General features: G+C 72.1%; 9 protein-coding genes and 4 pseudogenes. 4 read left to right on the top strand and 9 right to left on the bottom strand.

The window, feature by feature from the left end:
• Nucleotides 1-3: 3 nt before the first annotated feature.
• From B9S58_RS27510 to B9S58_RS27500, 3 genes are all read right to left on the bottom strand, one after another.
• On the bottom strand, nucleotides 4-1,377 hold the full coding sequence (locus tag B9S58_RS27510) for a diaminopimelate decarboxylase (protein ID WP_103534724.1): 1,374 nt from the start codon (nucleotides 1,375-1,377) through the stop codon (nucleotides 4-6).
• A 90-nt stretch (nucleotides 1,378-1,467) separates the two neighbouring features.
• Nucleotides 1,468-2,265 carry a family 1 encapsulin nanocompartment shell protein gene (locus B9S58_RS27505; RefSeq protein WP_103534723.1) on the bottom strand — a complete coding sequence of 266 codons (798 nt, stop codon included), beginning with the start codon at nucleotides 2,263-2,265 and terminating at the stop codon, nucleotides 1,468-1,470.
• Nucleotides 2,265-3,338, bottom strand: coding sequence for a Dyp-type peroxidase (locus B9S58_RS27500; RefSeq protein ID WP_103534722.1), 1,074 nt, complete (start codon nucleotides 3,336-3,338; stop codon nucleotides 2,265-2,267). The genes B9S58_RS27505 and B9S58_RS27500 overlap by 1 nt, the downstream gene beginning before the upstream one ends.
• Nucleotides 3,339-3,563: 225 nt before the next feature.
• Here B9S58_RS27500 and B9S58_RS27495 point away from each other — a divergent pair.
• Nucleotides 3,564-5,681 (top strand): annotated as a pseudogene (locus B9S58_RS27495) (SpoIIE family protein phosphatase).
• A 281-nt stretch (nucleotides 5,682-5,962) separates the two neighbouring features.
• Here the strand turns inward: B9S58_RS27495 and B9S58_RS27490 are convergent.
• On the bottom strand, nucleotides 5,963-6,487 hold the full coding sequence (locus B9S58_RS27490; protein ID WP_103534721.1) for a DUF5709 domain-containing protein: 525 nt from the start codon (nucleotides 6,485-6,487) through the stop codon (nucleotides 5,963-5,965).
• Between the two features lie 782 nt (nucleotides 6,488-7,269).
• Here B9S58_RS27490 and B9S58_RS27485 point away from each other — a divergent pair.
• Both B9S58_RS27485 and B9S58_RS27480 read left to right on the top strand, forming a co-directional pair.
• The gene (locus B9S58_RS27485) at nucleotides 7,270-8,745 is read left to right on the top strand and encodes a UDP-N-acetylmuramoyl-L-alanyl-D-glutamate--2,6-diaminopimelate ligase (RefSeq protein WP_103534720.1); all 1,476 of its coding nucleotides are present in this window, start codon (nucleotides 7,270-7,272) and stop codon (nucleotides 8,743-8,745) included.
• Between the two features lie 97 nt (nucleotides 8,746-8,842).
• Nucleotides 8,843-10,468 carry a carboxylesterase/lipase family protein gene (locus tag B9S58_RS27480; protein WP_103534719.1) on the top strand — a complete coding sequence of 542 codons (1,626 nt, stop codon included), beginning with the start codon at nucleotides 8,843-8,845 and terminating at the stop codon, nucleotides 10,466-10,468.
• A gap of 117 nt (nucleotides 10,469-10,585) precedes the next feature.
• Here B9S58_RS27480 and B9S58_RS39500 read toward each other — a convergent pair.
• Nucleotides 10,586-10,714 (bottom strand): annotated as a pseudogene (locus tag B9S58_RS39500) (ABC transporter ATP-binding protein); the annotation flags it as partial.
• 63 nt (nucleotides 10,715-10,777) lie between these two features.
• The gene (locus B9S58_RS27470) at nucleotides 10,778-11,140 is read right to left on the bottom strand and encodes a hypothetical protein (RefSeq protein WP_103534718.1); all 363 of its coding nucleotides are present in this window, start codon (nucleotides 11,138-11,140) and stop codon (nucleotides 10,778-10,780) included.
• 100 nt (nucleotides 11,141-11,240) lie between these two features.
• Here B9S58_RS27470 and sigJ point away from each other — a divergent pair, with 100 nt between their 5' ends.
• The gene (sigJ, locus tag B9S58_RS27465) at nucleotides 11,241-12,194 is read left to right on the top strand and encodes an RNA polymerase sigma factor SigJ (RefSeq protein ID WP_103534717.1); all 954 of its coding nucleotides are present in this window, start codon (nucleotides 11,241-11,243) and stop codon (nucleotides 12,192-12,194) included.
• Between the two features lie 29 nt (nucleotides 12,195-12,223).
• On the opposite strand, the gene B9S58_RS27460 is transcribed toward sigJ, so the two are convergent.
• The 3 genes and pseudogenes from B9S58_RS27460 to B9S58_RS27445 all read right to left on the bottom strand — a co-directional run.
• Nucleotides 12,224-12,799: a GNAT family N-acetyltransferase gene (locus B9S58_RS27460; protein WP_103534716.1), complete on the bottom strand. Its 576-nt coding sequence runs from the start codon at nucleotides 12,797-12,799 to the stop codon at nucleotides 12,224-12,226.
• A 473-nt stretch (nucleotides 12,800-13,272) separates the two neighbouring features.
• Nucleotides 13,273-14,061 (bottom strand): annotated as a pseudogene (locus B9S58_RS27450) (IS701 family transposase); the annotation flags it as partial.
• 27 nt (nucleotides 14,062-14,088) lie between these two features.
• Nucleotides 14,089-15,070 (bottom strand): annotated as a pseudogene (locus tag B9S58_RS27445) (ISAzo13 family transposase); the annotation flags it as partial.

Genomic DNA, 15,070 nt, shown 5'->3' with positions numbered 1-15,070 from the left:
CGGTCAGCCGGCCCGCTCGATCAGCGCGTCCGCGTGTGCGAGGCCGCTCTCCGCCGCGATGGCATCCATCGACTGCGCGTCCCGCACCGTCGCGAACGTCACCGTCCTGTCCCTGCCGTCCCGCCCTGCCGCCGCCCGGAATCCGTACACCGCGGGCCGCGGCAGGCTGTTGTACGCCCACGGGGTGGAGAAGTAGTACGCCCCCGTGTCGTACAGCACCACCACATCGTCCTCGGCCAGCTCCGGCAGCTCCCTGCCGTACGCCACCACGTCCCCCGCGAAGCAGCACGGTCCCGCGACGTCCTGTGCCAGCACCGGGCCGCCCTTGGGGGTGCCGTCCGGGCCGAACGCCCCGATTCGCAAAGGCCAGGCGTCGGGCATGAGGACGGTACGGGTGGCGGTCTGCGCACCCGCGTGGGTGAGTGCGATCCGGCGGCCCCCGGCGTCCTTCGTGTACTCCACCCGGGCCCCGATGAACCCGTTCTTCGCCAGCAGCGACCGGCCGAACTCCGTGACCAGGGAGTAGCGCCCGGAGAAGAGGCCGGGGGCCGCCGCCGTCAGGGCCGCCACGTAGTCCGCGTAGGCGGGGTGCACGGTCTCGTCGGCGAAGTTGACCGGAAGTCCCCCGCCGATGTCCAGACTGGTGACCTGCCGGACGCCCAGCGTCGCGTTGATCTCCCCGGCCAGCTCGTACGTCCGTGCCACCCCGGCCGCGATCAGCTCCAACGGGCAGCCCTGGGAGCCCACATGGGCGTGCAGCCGGGTCAGCCACGGCCGTTCCCGGAAGGCCCCCACGATCGCCTCGCGGGTGCCCGGGTCGCGCAGCGCGACCCCGAACTTCGACGTGTCCGTCGCCGTGCTCATCGGCCCGATCGCGCCACCGCCCACCTGGGGATTGACCCGCAGCCCGAGCACCGAGTCGGTGGCCGGGTCACGGAGGGTGTCGATGCGGCGCAGTTCGTCGAGGCTGTCGGCGTTGACGGCCACGCCGAGGGCCAGTGCCAGCCGGAGCTCCTCGCGGGTCTTGGCGGGGGAGTCCAGGACGACACGGGACGCGGCGAACCCGGCCTCCAGGGCCAGGCGCAGTTCACCGGAGCTCGCCACCTCGCAGCCCATGCCGCAGCCGGCGAGCAGCCGCAGCACCGGGATGAGGGAGCAGGCCTTGGCCGCGAAGGTGTGCAGCACCCCGGGCGTGGCGGCGAAGGCGTCGTGCAGAGTCCCGACGGAGGCGAGCACCCCCTCGGTGTCGATGAATCCGGCGACCGGGCCGCCCTCGCCCAGAAGTCCCTGACCGACGGCCGCCCGGACGACGGCGTCGAAGCGGGCGGCGGGCGGTGCCGCGCCGTCCTCATGGTGTGCGGAGGTCGTCTGCGTCATACGGCCAGCGTCCCTGATGACTGCCCCCAGGTCTTCGGCGGAACGGGGGCGCTCGGCCGGCCGGCCCCGCGCGGGTGAGCGCCCCCGGGGTCAGGCGATCAGGCCGACCACGGCCTCCGGCGTCAGCATCCGGAAGGTGAAGGCCTGCTGGAAATACAGGTGGATGCTGGTGGCGTCGTGGTCCGCGTAGCCGATCGACAGGTCCTGGCCCAGGCAGAGTTCGAAGTCGCCGCCCCGGGTGGACAGCAGTACCCCGCCCTTCACGGCGGGCGCCCACAGGATCTCGTCGTCCACCAGCCGGCTCAGATGCGTCTTGACGGGATATCCGTGGTCCGAGGTCTCGGCCGCCTCGGTGAACGCGTCCGCGCCGAGCAGCAGCCGGTACGGTCCGTCGACACCGGCCAGCCGCAGCCGCGTCACAGCCTGGCTGACCGCCACCGGATAGTCCCGCGCGTCGGCGGGCAGCGGCAGCGGATCGTGCGAGGAGCCGTCCCGCAAACCGGTGATCCCGGCCGCCCCGTACCCGTCGATGATCGCCATGTCCTCGGCGAACGCACACGTGCGCGCCGCGTCCTTGACGGACTGCCAGTCGCTGTCCGCGGAGCCGCGCTCCACGTCGTCCACGGCCTGGCGGGTCACCGTGAACGGCACCCGCCACTCGACGACCGGCGTGGATGTGCGAGCCCGCGCCACCACGTCCGGGGTGGGCGGATCGATGTCGCGCAGATGGCCGTCGCCCACGGCGGACAGCGTCGGACCACCCGGATCGGACACGTCGACAACACGGCGGCCGGCGACATGGCGGCGGAAGGTACGCCGTGCCTCCTCCTCGATCTCGTCCCAGGCGGAGGGGGTGACCGGTGCGAGTTCGCGGTGCAGATTATTCATCACGGGGCACTTTCTTGCAGGCTGCCGATGCGCAGCGAACCGTGGTCGGAACCGGCCGCGAGGGGCTCCCGCCGGACCGGTGCGGACACCGGTTCCGGCCGGTCCCCGGAACGCGCCGGGACGGGCGGGGGCGGCGGAGCGTCGAGGAAGTCGGCGCGCGGCGCGAAGAAGAGCGAGCCGGTCACCGCCGTGGAGAAGTCCAGGATGCGGTCGTGCGTCCCGGGCGGATCGCCGAGGAACATGTTGCGGAGCATCCGCTCGGTCACGCCGGGATCGGCGGCGTACCCGATGAAGTACGTACCGAACTCGCCCTTCCCGAAGCTCCCGAACGGCATGTTCGCCCGCAGGATGTCCCGTTCGGTGCCGTCCGGGTCGGTGATCGTGTTCAGCGCGAGGTGGGAGTCGGCGGGCTTCTCGTCGTCGGGGAACTCCACATCGTCCGACTTGGTGCGGCCGATGACGCGTTCCTGCTCCTCCACGGAGAGCGCGTTCCAGGACGTCAGGTCGTGCAGGTACTTCTGTACGACGACGTAGCTGCCGCCCTCGAACCCCGGATCGTCCTCCGCCCCGACGAGCGCCGCCGAGCGGGCGTCGGCGCCCACCGGGTTCTCCGTACCGTCCACGAAGCCGAGCAGATCCCGGTGGTCCAGATAGCGGAAGCCGTGCGTCTCGTCCACGATCCGCAGGGCTCCGCCGAGCTTGTCGAGCAGCTGGGCCGCCCACGCGTAGCAGACGTCCATCCGCTCGGCCCGGATGTGCAGCAGCACGTCTCCCGGGGTCGCCGGGGCGTGGTGCAGAGGTCCTCGCAGCTCCGGGAAGGGGTGGAGCTGAGCCGGGCGGGGCCCGGCGAACAGCCGGTCCCAGGCGCCGGAGCCGAAGCCCGCCACACAGGCGAGACCGGCGTCCGGGTACCGGAAGCCGAGCGACCGGGCGACGGCCGCGAGATCCGGCAGCACGTCCCGCACCGCGCTCTCGCCGCCCGGCTCGATCGTGCCGACCAGGAACAGCGCCGCGCTGGTCAACGGCGCCACGACGGGCTGGACGGAGATGGGATCGGGGACGGCGTCGGGCATGCGCGCACTCCATTACGAGGGTGGGGCAGGGGTTCACGGCGGCGGGAAGGGACGGGGGCGTGGGTGGGACGGGGGCGTCGGCGACGGGCTCGCAGCCACTAACCCACGTCCCGCGCTCGGCCGCACCCCGGGTGGACCGGGCGGGGCACCCGCGGAACCGGCGTCGCGCCTTCGACGGCATACGGCCCCGAATGCGTACGGCCCCGGATCCTTCGTGCTCCCAGGATGCCCCCCGGAGGCGCCCCGGGCGCAGCATGGGAGGAAGTGTTGAGTCGGCGGCCCTGTGCGGCCGGGGCGGGGGAGCGGAGGGAGCAGGCGATGGTCCACGACACTCCGCCCGAGGCCGGCGGCTCCGACACCGCGGAGTCCGGGACGCACGCGGACCGGCGGACAAGAGGGAGACTGCTGGACTTCTTGAACGTCGCGGCGGTCGTGCTGGACACCGATGGCCGGATCGTGTTCTGGAGTCCACAGGCCACCGACACGTTCGGATACACGGCGCAGGAGGCGCTGGGGCAGTACGCGGCGCGGCTGCTGCTCAGTGAGGAGAACCGTGACCGGGCGGCGGAGCTGTTCGCCGGGGTGATGGGCACGGGGCAGGACTGGGCCGGGGTGTTCCCGATCCGGCACCGGGACGGATCGACGCGGCCGGTGGAGTTCCGCAACGTCCGTCTGCTGGACCATCTCGGGGACGTGTACGCGCTGGGGATCGCCGTCGACCAGACGGCGCTGCACGAGGTGGAGAGTCGCCTGGCGCTGTCGGAGCAGCTGGTCTCACAGGCGCCGGTCGGGTTCGCCCTGCTGGACACCGATCTTCGCTACCGACTGGTCAATCCGGCGCTGGAACGGATAAACGGGGTGCCGGCGGCCGAGCACGTCGGCAGACGCCCCCGCGATATCCATCCCCATACCGGGGTCGAAGCGGTCGAGTCGGCGCTCCAGTACGTGTTGGCGACGGGAACGCCGCTCATCGACCGGTACATCGTGGGCCGCACCCGGGCCGATCCTGATCACGACCACGCGTGGTCGGTGTCCTACTACCGGATTCACGGTCCCGACGGGAGGGTGATCGGTGTGGCGTCCTCGGTCGTCGATGTCACCGAGCGCCACCTGGTCGCCGCGGAGGCCGAGCGGGCCCGGCGGCGGCTCGCGCTGATCGCGGACGCCTCCGCCCGGATCGGTACGACACTCGGGGTCGTGCGGACCGCACAGGAACTCGCCGAGGTCGCGGTCCCCCATCTCGCGGACGCGACCGCGGTCGACATGCTGTCCTGCCGTACCTCCGCACCGCACCCGAATGGTCCACAGGTGTTCCGGGCGCTCGCCGTCGCCTCCGCCGTTCCCACCGAGATCACCGGCATCACCGATGCGGCCGACCCGATCGGGGAGGTAACCGCTTATGGGCCCGACCGGCTGATCACTCAGTGTGTGCGCACCGGAAAGCCCGTCCTCGTGGCCCACTGCGACGAACAGGACCTGCGGCGCATCTCCCGCGACCCACAAGCAGCCGACACCCTCGCCCGTGCCGGCGTGCACTCCTACCTCGCAGTGCCACTGATCGCCCGGGACGAGATCCTCGGCGCCTTCGACCTCCTGCGCGCACAGAACCCCGCGCCCTCCTACGCGGACGATGTCCTGCTCGCCCGAGAACTGGCCGCCCGGGCCGCCATCGCCATCGACAACGCCCGGTGGCACCAGAACGTACGGACCGCCGCCGAAACCCTTCAGCGCAGTCTGCTGCCACCCACCTCGCCACAACGGCCCGGCCTGAAGGTCGCTTCCCTGTACCAGCCCGCCCAGGCGGCCAACGAGGTGGGAAGCGACTGGTACGACGCCATCCCCCTGGCCGGCGACAACACCGCCCTCGTCATCGGCGACGTCATGGGCAACGGCATCGACGCCGCCGCCACCATGGGCCAGTTGCGCACGGCCGCGCGCCCACGCCGCACTCGACCCGCCCCCGGACGAGATCCTCCACCTCCTCGATGAGCTCCCTCGCGGCCTGGAGCACTACATCGCCACCTGCCTCTACACCACCTACGATCCCCGCACCGGTCAGTGCCACATCGCCAACGCCGGGCACCTTCCCCCGATCCTCTCCCGCCCCGGACACCCGCCCGATCTGCTCCCCTCCCGACCGGGGCCCCGCTCGGCGTCGGTGGTGTCGACTTCGACACCACCACCGTCCCGCTGCACCCCGGCGACCAGCTGCTCCTCAACACCGACGGTCCCGTCGCGACGACCCCATCGACGAACGCCTCAGGGTTCTCCTCAGCACCCTCGGACCCTCGACGCCACCTGCGCCCGGCTCGTCGACACCATGCGCCGGCCGGACAACCCTGACGACGTCGCACTTCTTCTCGTCGAAGCCCGCCTTGACGGCTGAAGCCGGAGCGTTCCGTCACCCGACGAGTCCGTGGGTGCGGGCGGCCGTACGGTTGCGCACCCACGGTGTCCGATGCGGGCGGGGTTCGGGGCGGGTGGCACCCCCTGACCGTGAGTACCGGTGACGCCGATCCGAGCAGCGCCGTTCATCTGCGTGCTCCTGGGGACCGAGTACGGCGCCGGATCCCGTGCATGAGTGTCCTCGGACCCGTGGAGTACGGGCCCGAGGACAGCCGCGTTCAGGGCGGCGGCGGGGCGGCCGTGCCGCCGGTGGTGCCAGGAGCCGGCCCGGCCTCCAGGAGCGCGTCGTCGTCCCCCGGCTCGGGGATCACATGCATCGCGGCCTCCTCGGCCGAAGCCGCCGCGCCGTCGATTCCCACATCGCTGGCGGTGAGCGTGGCCGGGACGCGCCCGTCGGCCTGCTGGGTCAGCCGTCCGGCACGGGCGACACCGACCTCGTCGTCCCAGAGCTCGCCGTCGCCGTCCACCAGATCGCCCACGCCGTCGCCGACGGAACCGTCCGGTTCGGGCACCTCCCTGGTCAGCCGGGTTTCGAGGGACTCTCCGGCGTGCCGCTCGTCGGCCGTGGTGCCGAGGCCGTCGACCACCCACGGGCGGTCCGGCGGCGAATATCCCTCGTCCAGGGGGTCGCCGGTGCCGGACGGATCCATGAGCGTGTCCTCGGCGCCGAGCTGTTCGCCGGGATCGGAAGCCTCGGGTTCCTGGGGCTGGTAGACGTCGTCCCCCCAGTCCGTGTCGCTCATGGCGCGTCCTTTCCTCCGGGAGTACCGAGTTCTCCTGTCCCCTGTACGCAATTCCACTCCCGTCCCGCTCCGGCCGCAAAGGGAAGATCGGTTTCCAGTGCCCGCGCGGGCACCGTGAACCCGGTGGTATGCGGGTCGTGGCCTGTTCGCCGCGCGTGCGGGGAGTCCGGGCTCCAGGCGGTGGAATCGTCGAACGGCCGGGTCCGGGGTGGTCCTCCATGGGAGCGACAGCAGTCCCCGGGGGGCGACCACCATCTGGGACCGCCGTCGTCGTACGGACCCGGGCAGGGACACAGCCAGGGGCAGCCGTACGGGTGGCCGCCGCGGGAGCACCAGCCCCGACGTCCGGTCCCGCTCCGGTCGGGGCGGACCGGTGCGCTTCCCACCGCACGTACACTCGGCCCATGGGACACAGCGCCGAACCAAGGACCTGCCCGCTCCGGGCGGCCACCGCGCTGCCCCCGGCGCCCGCCGACGCGGCGCCCGGAACGGGCCGTACCGCACTGCACGGCCACGGCTAGCGGTCTACGCGGCGGTTCCCGACAGCTGCATCCGGCGTTCCCGGCCCCCGGCGTCACCGCCTCCGGCCCGCCGCCCCCCCCGTAACGACACCACCTTTCCGGCCCGCTGAGCGCCGGAACTCACCGTCGCCTCCGGCACTCGCCGGAGGCGACGAGGCACGGTCGACTCCACAGCACCACGCGGCCCACGGCGCACCCGCCCGGGCCGCTTCCCGGCGACGGCCGCACCACCTGGCCGGCGCCGCACTCGAAGGGATCATCGTGAATCTGAGCGACCTCATGGCCGGACAGGTCCACCACGTGCTGCGGGGAACCCCCGACCGCACGGACGTCACCGCCGGAGCGACGTTCGACGCGGACCGGGTCACCCCCGGTTGCGTCTTCGCTGCGGTGCCCGGCCACGCCGCCGGCGGCCCGGAGGCGGTCGCCCCGGCCGTGGCTCGCGGCGCGGTCGCCGTACTCGTCGACGAACAGGCGCCGCCGCTGCCCGCGGCGCTGGGCGACGTGTGCGCCGTACGGGTCCCCGACGTCCGCAGGGCGGCTGCGGTCCTCGCCTCGCGCTACTTCGGAGAACCGGGTCGGGCGATGGACCTGATCGCCATCACCGGCACCAACGGCAAGACCTCCGTCTCGTACATGACAGAGTCGGTGCTGCGGCTCGCCGAGGGGACCCGGGTAGGCGTGATCGGCACCGCGGGCAGCCGCATCGGGGACGAGCCCATCCCGATGCCCCCCTCGGTGCTCACCACCCCGGAGTCGCCCGATCTCCAGTACCTGCTGGGGCACATGCGCGACCGCGCCACCGGCAGCGTCGTCCTGGAGGCCACCTCGATGGGTCTGCTGACGCACCGTCTGGACCGTACGTTCATCGACGTCGGCGTGTTCACCAACCTCACCCAGGACCACCTCGACGACCACGGCACCATGGAGAACTACCGGGACGCCAAACTCCGTCTCTTCCAGGGCCTGTGCCGCCGCGCCGTGGTCAACGCCGACGACCCGGTGGGCGCCGGGATCCGGGCGCTGATGCCCGACGCCGTGACCACCTACGCGCTGGACGGCGACGCGGACTACCGCGCGAGCGATCTCACGGTGGACGCCTCGGGCACCCGGTTCACCCTGCACCACGACGGCCGCAAGTACCCGGCGGCGATCCCTTCGCCGGGCCGGTTCTCGGTCTCCAACGCGCTGGCCACGGTGGCCGCCTGCCACCTCCTCGGCCACGGTCTGGCCGGGCTGGTCGACGCACTGGAGCGGATGCCGCAGATCCCCGGCCGTTTCGAACGCCTCCACACCCCCGGCGGCACCTCGGTGATCGTGGACTACGCCCACTCGCCGGACTCCCTCAGTAAGGTCCTCACCACGATCCGGGGCTTCGCCAGGGGCCGCGTCATCACGGTCTTCGGTTGCGGCGGCGACCGCGACACCACCAAGCGCGCCGAGATGGGGGCCATCGCGGGCGCCCACTCCGACCTGTGCGTCCTCACCTCCGACAACCCCCGTTACGAGGACCCCGAGGCCATCCTCGACCAGATCGCCGAGGGCATCGCGTCGACCGGGACACCGTTCGAGCGGTTCACCGACCGACGCTCGGCCATCTCGGCCGCGCTGGCGGAGGCGGGGCCGGCCGACATCGTGCTCATCGCGGGCAAGGGCAGCGAGCCGCACCAGAGCATCCGGGGCGAGCTGCTGCCGTTCAGCGACATGGCCACCGTGCGCGAGCTGACCGGCGCGTAGTCCGGGATCAATCCGTTGGCGCGAGCCGCCGCTGAGCTGGGACGATGGCTTGGCCGCGCCGAGAGTCGGACGGGGCGCGAGCGGGGGAGCGGGAGCCGTGGACGTCTTCACGACGAAGCCCGGGATGGTACGGGGGCGGCGCACCGCCCGGGACCGCGGCATCGTCGCCGTGCTCGGACTCCCGTACGCGGCCCCGCCGTTCGGAGCCCGCCGGTTCCGGGAGCCGCAGCCGGCGGAACCCTGGGACGGCGTGCGCGACTGCACCGCCTTCGGGCCGGTCGCCCCCCAGTCGGCCGAACTGCCGGGCGCGCCGGTCTGGTCGCCCGGTGACGAGGACATCCTCACGCTGAACGTCTGGACGCCCGCCGACGGGCCGGGCGACCTGCCCGTGCTGGTCTGGATCCACGGCGGCGCTTACGTCTTCGGGTCCTCGGCCCAGCCCGACTTCGACGGCACCGCGCTGGCGGGCCGGGGGCTCGTCGTCGTCACCCTCAACAGCCGCCTCGGCTTCGAGGGGTTCGGCCACGTGCCCGACGCCGACGGCAGTGCCGCGCCCGCCCCCGACACCGACGGCAGCGCCGCGCCCTTCCCCGACAACCGGGGCCTGCTCGACCAGATCGCCGCCCTGGAATGGGTCCGCGACAACATCTCCGCGTTCGGCGGCTCACCCGACCGGGTCACCCTGGCCGGCCAGTCGTCGGGCGCCACGTCCGTGGCCTGCCTGACGGTGGCCGACCGGGCGCGCGGCCTGTTCCGCCGCGCCGTCCTGCACAGCCCCGTCAACGCCTTCGCCACGGTGGAGCAGGCGGCCCGCACCACCGCCGAGGTCGCCGCGGCGACCGGGGTGCCCGCCACCCGCGCCGGGCTGCTCGCCGCATCGCCCGAGGCCCTGGTGGCCGCCGGGGACCGGGTCTGCGAGCGGTACGCACAGGACCCCGGCTCGGGGCAGCGCCACTACGACCCGGCGATCTACGGTCCGGTCGCCGACGGCGCTCTCCTGACCGCCGATCCGCTGGATGCCCTGGCAGCCGGAGCGGGCGGCGCGGTGGAGCTGCTGGTCTGCCACGCCACGGAGGAGTACTGGCTCCTGGACGCGGTCGGCAGCAGTGCGAAGATCACGACGGCGGATCAACTGGCCGCCTTCGCCGACGACTTCGGGCTCCCGGCCTCGCTCGTCGAGGGCCACCGCGAGCGCCTGCCGGACGCGCCGGTTCTCGACGTCTATCTGTCCCTCTACTCCGGCCTCCTGTTCGCCGAGTACAGCACCCGCCTCGCCGAGGCCCATGCCCTCGCAGGCGGCCGGGCGTTCCTCGCCCGGTTCGACCGCCGCCGGGACCGCGCGGGGCAACGGGTGCGTGCCTGGCACTGCGCGGACATCCCGTTCGCCTTCGGCAACCTCCACGAGGAGAGCGTCCATTTCCTCGTCGGCGGCCCGCCCGGCGCGGCCGACCAGGAGCTCTCCGGGCGTATGACCCGCGCCTGGGCCGAGTTCGCCGCCCACGGCGACCCGGGCTGGGACCCTCTCGACGGACCCGCCGGGAGCGGGGCGACCGTACGGGGCTGGCGTACGGCGCAAGAGGAGGCGGACGCCGACCGGCACCCGGGAGGAACGCCGGCCGAGAGCGTACTCGGGGCGGACGGGGTGCGAGTGGCGGAGTACGGGGCGGCAGGCGGGTTCCGTGATCTGTGGCGTACGGCCGGCCTGCCCCTCCTGGCACCCTGAGGGTCACCGCCGGGCAGGGGACCGCGGGCGGCCGGGCTTCGCGACTGCGCGAAGCCGCCCGAGCGGGCCGGCCGGCGGCCCGCGTGCCGTGTCGCCTCGATGGGGCGGCCGAAGCAGCCTGCCGGCTTCGTTGGGGCCGAGCAGCGCCCAGTGCTCGCCGGCCCGGACGGCCCAGCCGACACCGTCGAGGGTGACCCGGCCGGTGGTGTGGCGGCGCATGCTCACGCCGTCGAGGGCGGCGGCGATGCGCCCGTGACCGTTGCCGGTGTTCCTGTTGCCGCCCTTCCTCGTACGCCGCCGTGGCGGCCTTCAGCGCCGTGCCAGGGCCAGCATGCTCAGTCCGAACATCAGGACGCCCAGGGGGAGATGGACCGACGGAATGTGCGCGATGCCGACCGCGACCTGGACCGAGGCCAGGACCAGGAATCCGGACGCGTGCAGGACGGGCCGGGGCGAGCCGCCGCCCGGCTTCCAGGCCAGCACCGCCGCGAGCACGTACAGCATCGACGCCCCGTACATCACGCGCGCTCCGACGCTGTGCAGCACTTCTCCGTAGGACGTGGTCATCAGTAGTCCGGAGGAGACCGCTTGAAGGAAGATGGTCAGGGTCTGCAGAGCGATCGCGATCCGCAGGAACGAGAAGCCGCGCCGTGTCGTCGCCTGGGTGGTCATGCCACGCCCCCATTCTCCGCCCGTGGGCAGTTGATCGATAAGGTCTCACCAGCCCGACGAAGCGGGCCTGCGAAAGGTAAGGCGAGGGGCGGTCGGGAGCATGGGGGCGGCAGGGGCGAGCATGGAGGGGATTGCCGGTGAACGCGGCCAACTGATCAATGTGGCTTACCGGTTGCTCGGATCGCTGGCCGAGTCCGAGGATGCCGTGCAGGAGGCCTACACGCGCTGGTACGCGCTGCCGCGGAGCCGGCGGGAGGAGATCGTGTCGCCCGGCGCCTGGTTGACGACGGTGACCGGCCGTATCTGCCTGGACGCGCTCGGCTCGGCGCGGGCCCGGCGCGAACGCTACGTCGGCGCGTGGCTGCCCGATCCGCTGCCCGGCCCCGTGGGACACGGCCACGGCCGGGGCTCCGACCCCGCCGACCAGATGGTCCTGGACGAATCGGTGACCATGGCCTTCCTCGTCGTCCTGGAGACGATGACCCCCGCCGAGCGCGTGTCGTTCGTCCTGCACGACGTCTTCCGCTACCCCTTCGCCGAGATCTCCGGCGTCCTCGGCCGGACCCCCGCCGCCTGCAAGCAGCTCGCGGCCGCCGCCCGGCGGCGGGTGCCCGCCGCCCCGGCTCCGGTGTCGGCGGACGCGCGGACCGATGTGGTGCGGCGCGTCAAGGCGGCCTGGGAGAACAAGGACATCGCAGCCCTCGTCGACCTCCTCGACCCGGCCGCCGTGATGACCGCCGACGGCGGCGGCCTGGCCGGCGCCGCCCCGCGTCCGATCGAAGGAGGCGCACGCATCGCCCCGTACATGGTCGCCATCGCCGACCGGGCCCCGGGGCTCGAACTCCTGGAGCGGCCGGTCAACGGTGTGCCGGGCCTCGTTGCGCGGCGTGGCGGTGCCGTCGTGACCGTGGCCTCGTTCGACGTCGCGGAGGGGCGCGTGGCCCGGATCTGGGTGGTCCGCAATCCGGAGAAGCTGCGGCCGTGGACGGCTCGCCGGAGCGCTGACGAAGACATCCACGGCGGCGCGCGACCGCCGACCGCTTTCGATCACTGACCACCGCCCCGGAGGCCGGTGAGCCGGCTCTACCGGCGCAGGTCGAGCCGCATCAGCACCCGGGGGTGACCGGCCAGCACCGAGGCGGTGTCAGCGGCACGGGCGAACCCGGCGCGCTCGAAGTTCCTCCGGATTCCGGCGTACGCCATCGTCATGTCGACCTCGGCGTCACCGCTGTCGAGCGGATACGCCTCGATCACCGGAGCGCCCTGCGCACGGGCGAATTCGACCGCACCGGCGATCAGGGCGTGCGAGATCCCCCTCCCGCGATGACCGGGGCGTACGCGGATGCACCACAGCGACCAGACCGGCAGGTCGTCGACGTGCGGGATACGACGGCTGCGCGCGTACGAGGTGACCGAGCGCGGCGCCACGGCGGCCCAGCCGACCGACTCGTCGCCATCGTGGGCGAGCACCCCCGGCGGGGGCTCCGCACGGCACAGTTCGGCGACATACTCACCGCGGGCCGGCCCACGAAGCTCGTTGTTGAGCTTGGACGGAACCCGGTGGCTCAGGCACCAGCAGACGTTGGCCCCGGGCGACTTCGGACCGACCAGGGTACGGACATCCTCGAAGGACGAGGCCGGGAGGACGGTGATGGTCATGGCGCCACGATGCCACGACGGACCCGGCGGTACCCGCTGGAGAGCGGCCCGGAGGCCTGCCCGTGCCCGAGGAGCGGTCCGGGGCCAGGGAGGGGAGGGCGTCCCGTTCGCCAGGGGATGTCTGACCATTCCCGTCTGCCTCACGACGCCATGCACGCACTCTCGCCGCACCGACCCCGGACCCGAGTACGGTCCAGTACGAGGGCCTGGGGCCGGCACGCCGGGAGCACGCACCTGACGCCGCGCGGCCGCCCTGCGGGCGACGACGGGAATCGTCAGACACCCCCTAGTACTGCAACCGTGCTTGCAGTGACGAGGGTTTAGTCAGGGGCCGTGGCCTCGTCGTTTGTAGTGGCTGACGCGGGCTCTGTGTTGTGCTCGTCGCCGCCAGTGGGACCAGTGCAGGACTTGGGCGAGTGAGGGAAGGAGGCGTGCGGTGAAGTGGGCGGTCAGGCGGCGGATCTCGGGCAGGCTCAGTGGGACAAGGCACTGGTCGGCGGATCGTGAGCCCCCTTCTTGAGCTCCTGCGCACGGACTGTTGCCAGGTAGGCGTGGGTCGCCATGGCCAGCGTGATGTGCCGATACCAGGCGTGGTACTTGCGGACCTGGTAGTGGTCCAGGCCGCATTCGTTCTTCGCGGTCTGGAAGCATTCCTCGATCGTCCAGCGGCGGCCGGCCACCACCAGCAGCGTGTTCAGGGTGGTGCCTTCGGGCGCGAAGCACACGTAGTAGGCGATCTCGGTGGGATCGGTGATGCTGCGACGGGCCAGGACCCAGTGCTCGACGCCCTCCTCGCGCCAGGGTCGGATCTGCGCCCGGGCCCAGTCGTAGACCCGCTCGCCGTGGGCGCCTGAACCGCACGAGCGGCGTTTCCACGCCTGCCGGGGCAGGCCCGCCACCAGTTCCTCCACGACATGGTCCATCCGGGAGACAGTCACGACGGTGTCGGTCCGGCGAGTGGCCAGCACGTGGAACACTCCACGCTGTTCCAGCCAATAGCGCAACCCCTTGACCTGCCCGTATGCCTCGTCGGCCGTCAGCCACGCGAACGGCACCCGGGCGGCGAGAGTCCGCTCGATCATGGCCTTGGCGTGCTCGATCTTCGTGGCGAAGGCGACGTCGTCAGGGATCGCCGCGGTGCGGCAGCGGTCGCGGTCGTCGGTCCAGGACGAGGGCAAGTACAACTCCCGGTCAATCAGCGTGTGGCCGGCCTCGGTGGCGTAGGCCAGAAATGTGCCGACCTGGCTGTTCTCGACCCGGCCCGGGGCCCGTATTTCAATAACTGTCAGTCACGGGTTTCCGCGGGGGTTGTTCGGGCGTGTAGCTGTTCCAATGTGCGGGCGGGCGATCCGGGTATCGGCGTGACGAGGATCCGGTGCATGTCCAGGAGCCGTTTCGCGTCCTGGTACTGGATGGACAGGTTGGTGCGGTTGACGCCCAGTAGTTGCGCCAGGAACGTCATGGTCACCGCTCTGCGGCGGCGCAGGATGGCTGCCAGGAGGCGGTGGGTGTGGTCCACGCTGCTGGTCTGTGGGTGGCGGTAGCTGCGCGGGCGGTGGAAGCGTCGCTGGAATGCTGCCTCGGCCAAGGCGTCCCAGAAAGGCTCCGAGACCGCCACCAGATGCTCGAAGGCGGTTCGTGACATGCCGGTCAGGGCCGGGTCGGTGAGCATCGCGGTCAGGGCCGGGTCGGTCCGGTGTGTCGTTGCCGGCGCGTCTGGCGCTCGCGGTGGAACGGGAGACAGCGTGTAGTTCCAGTCACCGTGGAAGGCGTTGGGTGTGATCGGAAGGGCGTGGAACTCGGCGGGTGTGACGCTGATGCCGAGGTCGTAGCTGCCTGTGTCCAGTTCGGCCCCGATGGTCAGGCCGGTCCTGGTGGTTGTGGCGGCGATGGTCTCGAGGACGACTTGGTAGCTGGTCAGGGGCCGCCCCCGCCAGTTCGCGGTGATGTGACAGAACATCCGGTGTTCTATCTTGTTCCACTTCGAAGTCCCCGGCGGTAGGTGACAGACCGTGATCTCCAGGCCGCTCTCTCGTGCGAAGGTGGCAAGGTTGCTCTTCCAGGTCCAGCGGCGGGGGTCGTTGGAGCCGCCGGAGTCGGCGGTGATCAGGAGCCGGGTGGCATTCGGGTGGTCCGCCCGTCCGCGGTGCTGCCACCAGCGTCGGATGGACTCCACCGCGAACTGGGCGGTGTCGTGGTCGGTGCCGACGTTGACCCATCCGCTGTTGTTGGCAATGTCGTAGATCCCGTAGGGGATCGCCATGGGCTGCT

Origin of the sequence: Streptomyces sp. SM11, from assembly GCF_002910905.1 — a bacterium.
In the GTDB taxonomy this organism is placed as follows: Bacteria; Actinomycetota; Actinomycetes; order Streptomycetales; family Streptomycetaceae; genus Streptomyces.
Note: the sequence above shows the minus strand (reverse complement) of the source record. Positions and strands in the feature narration are given on the sequence as shown.

What these genes read in the sequence shown, in the direction of transcription:
- B9S58_RS27470 (WP_103534718.1), bottom strand. Translation starts at nt 11,140, where the DNA reads ATGACCACCCAGGCGACGACACGGCGCGGCTTCTCGTTCCTGCGGATC.
- B9S58_RS27510 (WP_103534724.1), bottom strand. Translation starts at nt 1,377, where the DNA reads ATGACGCAGACGACCTCCGCACACCATGAGGACGGCGCGGCACCGCCC.
- sigJ (WP_103534717.1), top strand. Translation starts at nt 11,241, where the DNA reads ATGGGGGCGGCAGGGGCGAGCATGGAGGGGATTGCCGGTGAACGCGGC.
- B9S58_RS27460 (WP_103534716.1), bottom strand. Translation starts at nt 12,799, where the DNA reads ATGACCATCACCGTCCTCCCGGCCTCGTCCTTCGAGGATGTCCGTACC.
- B9S58_RS27505 (WP_103534723.1), bottom strand. Translation starts at nt 2,265, where the DNA reads ATGAATAATCTGCACCGCGAACTCGCACCGGTCACCCCCTCCGCCTGG.
- B9S58_RS27490 (WP_103534721.1), bottom strand. Translation starts at nt 6,487, where the DNA reads ATGAGCGACACGGACTGGGGGGACGACGTCTACCAGCCCCAGGAACCC.
- B9S58_RS27500 (WP_103534722.1), bottom strand. Translation starts at nt 3,338, where the DNA reads ATGCCCGACGCCGTCCCCGATCCCATCTCCGTCCAGCCCGTCGTGGCG.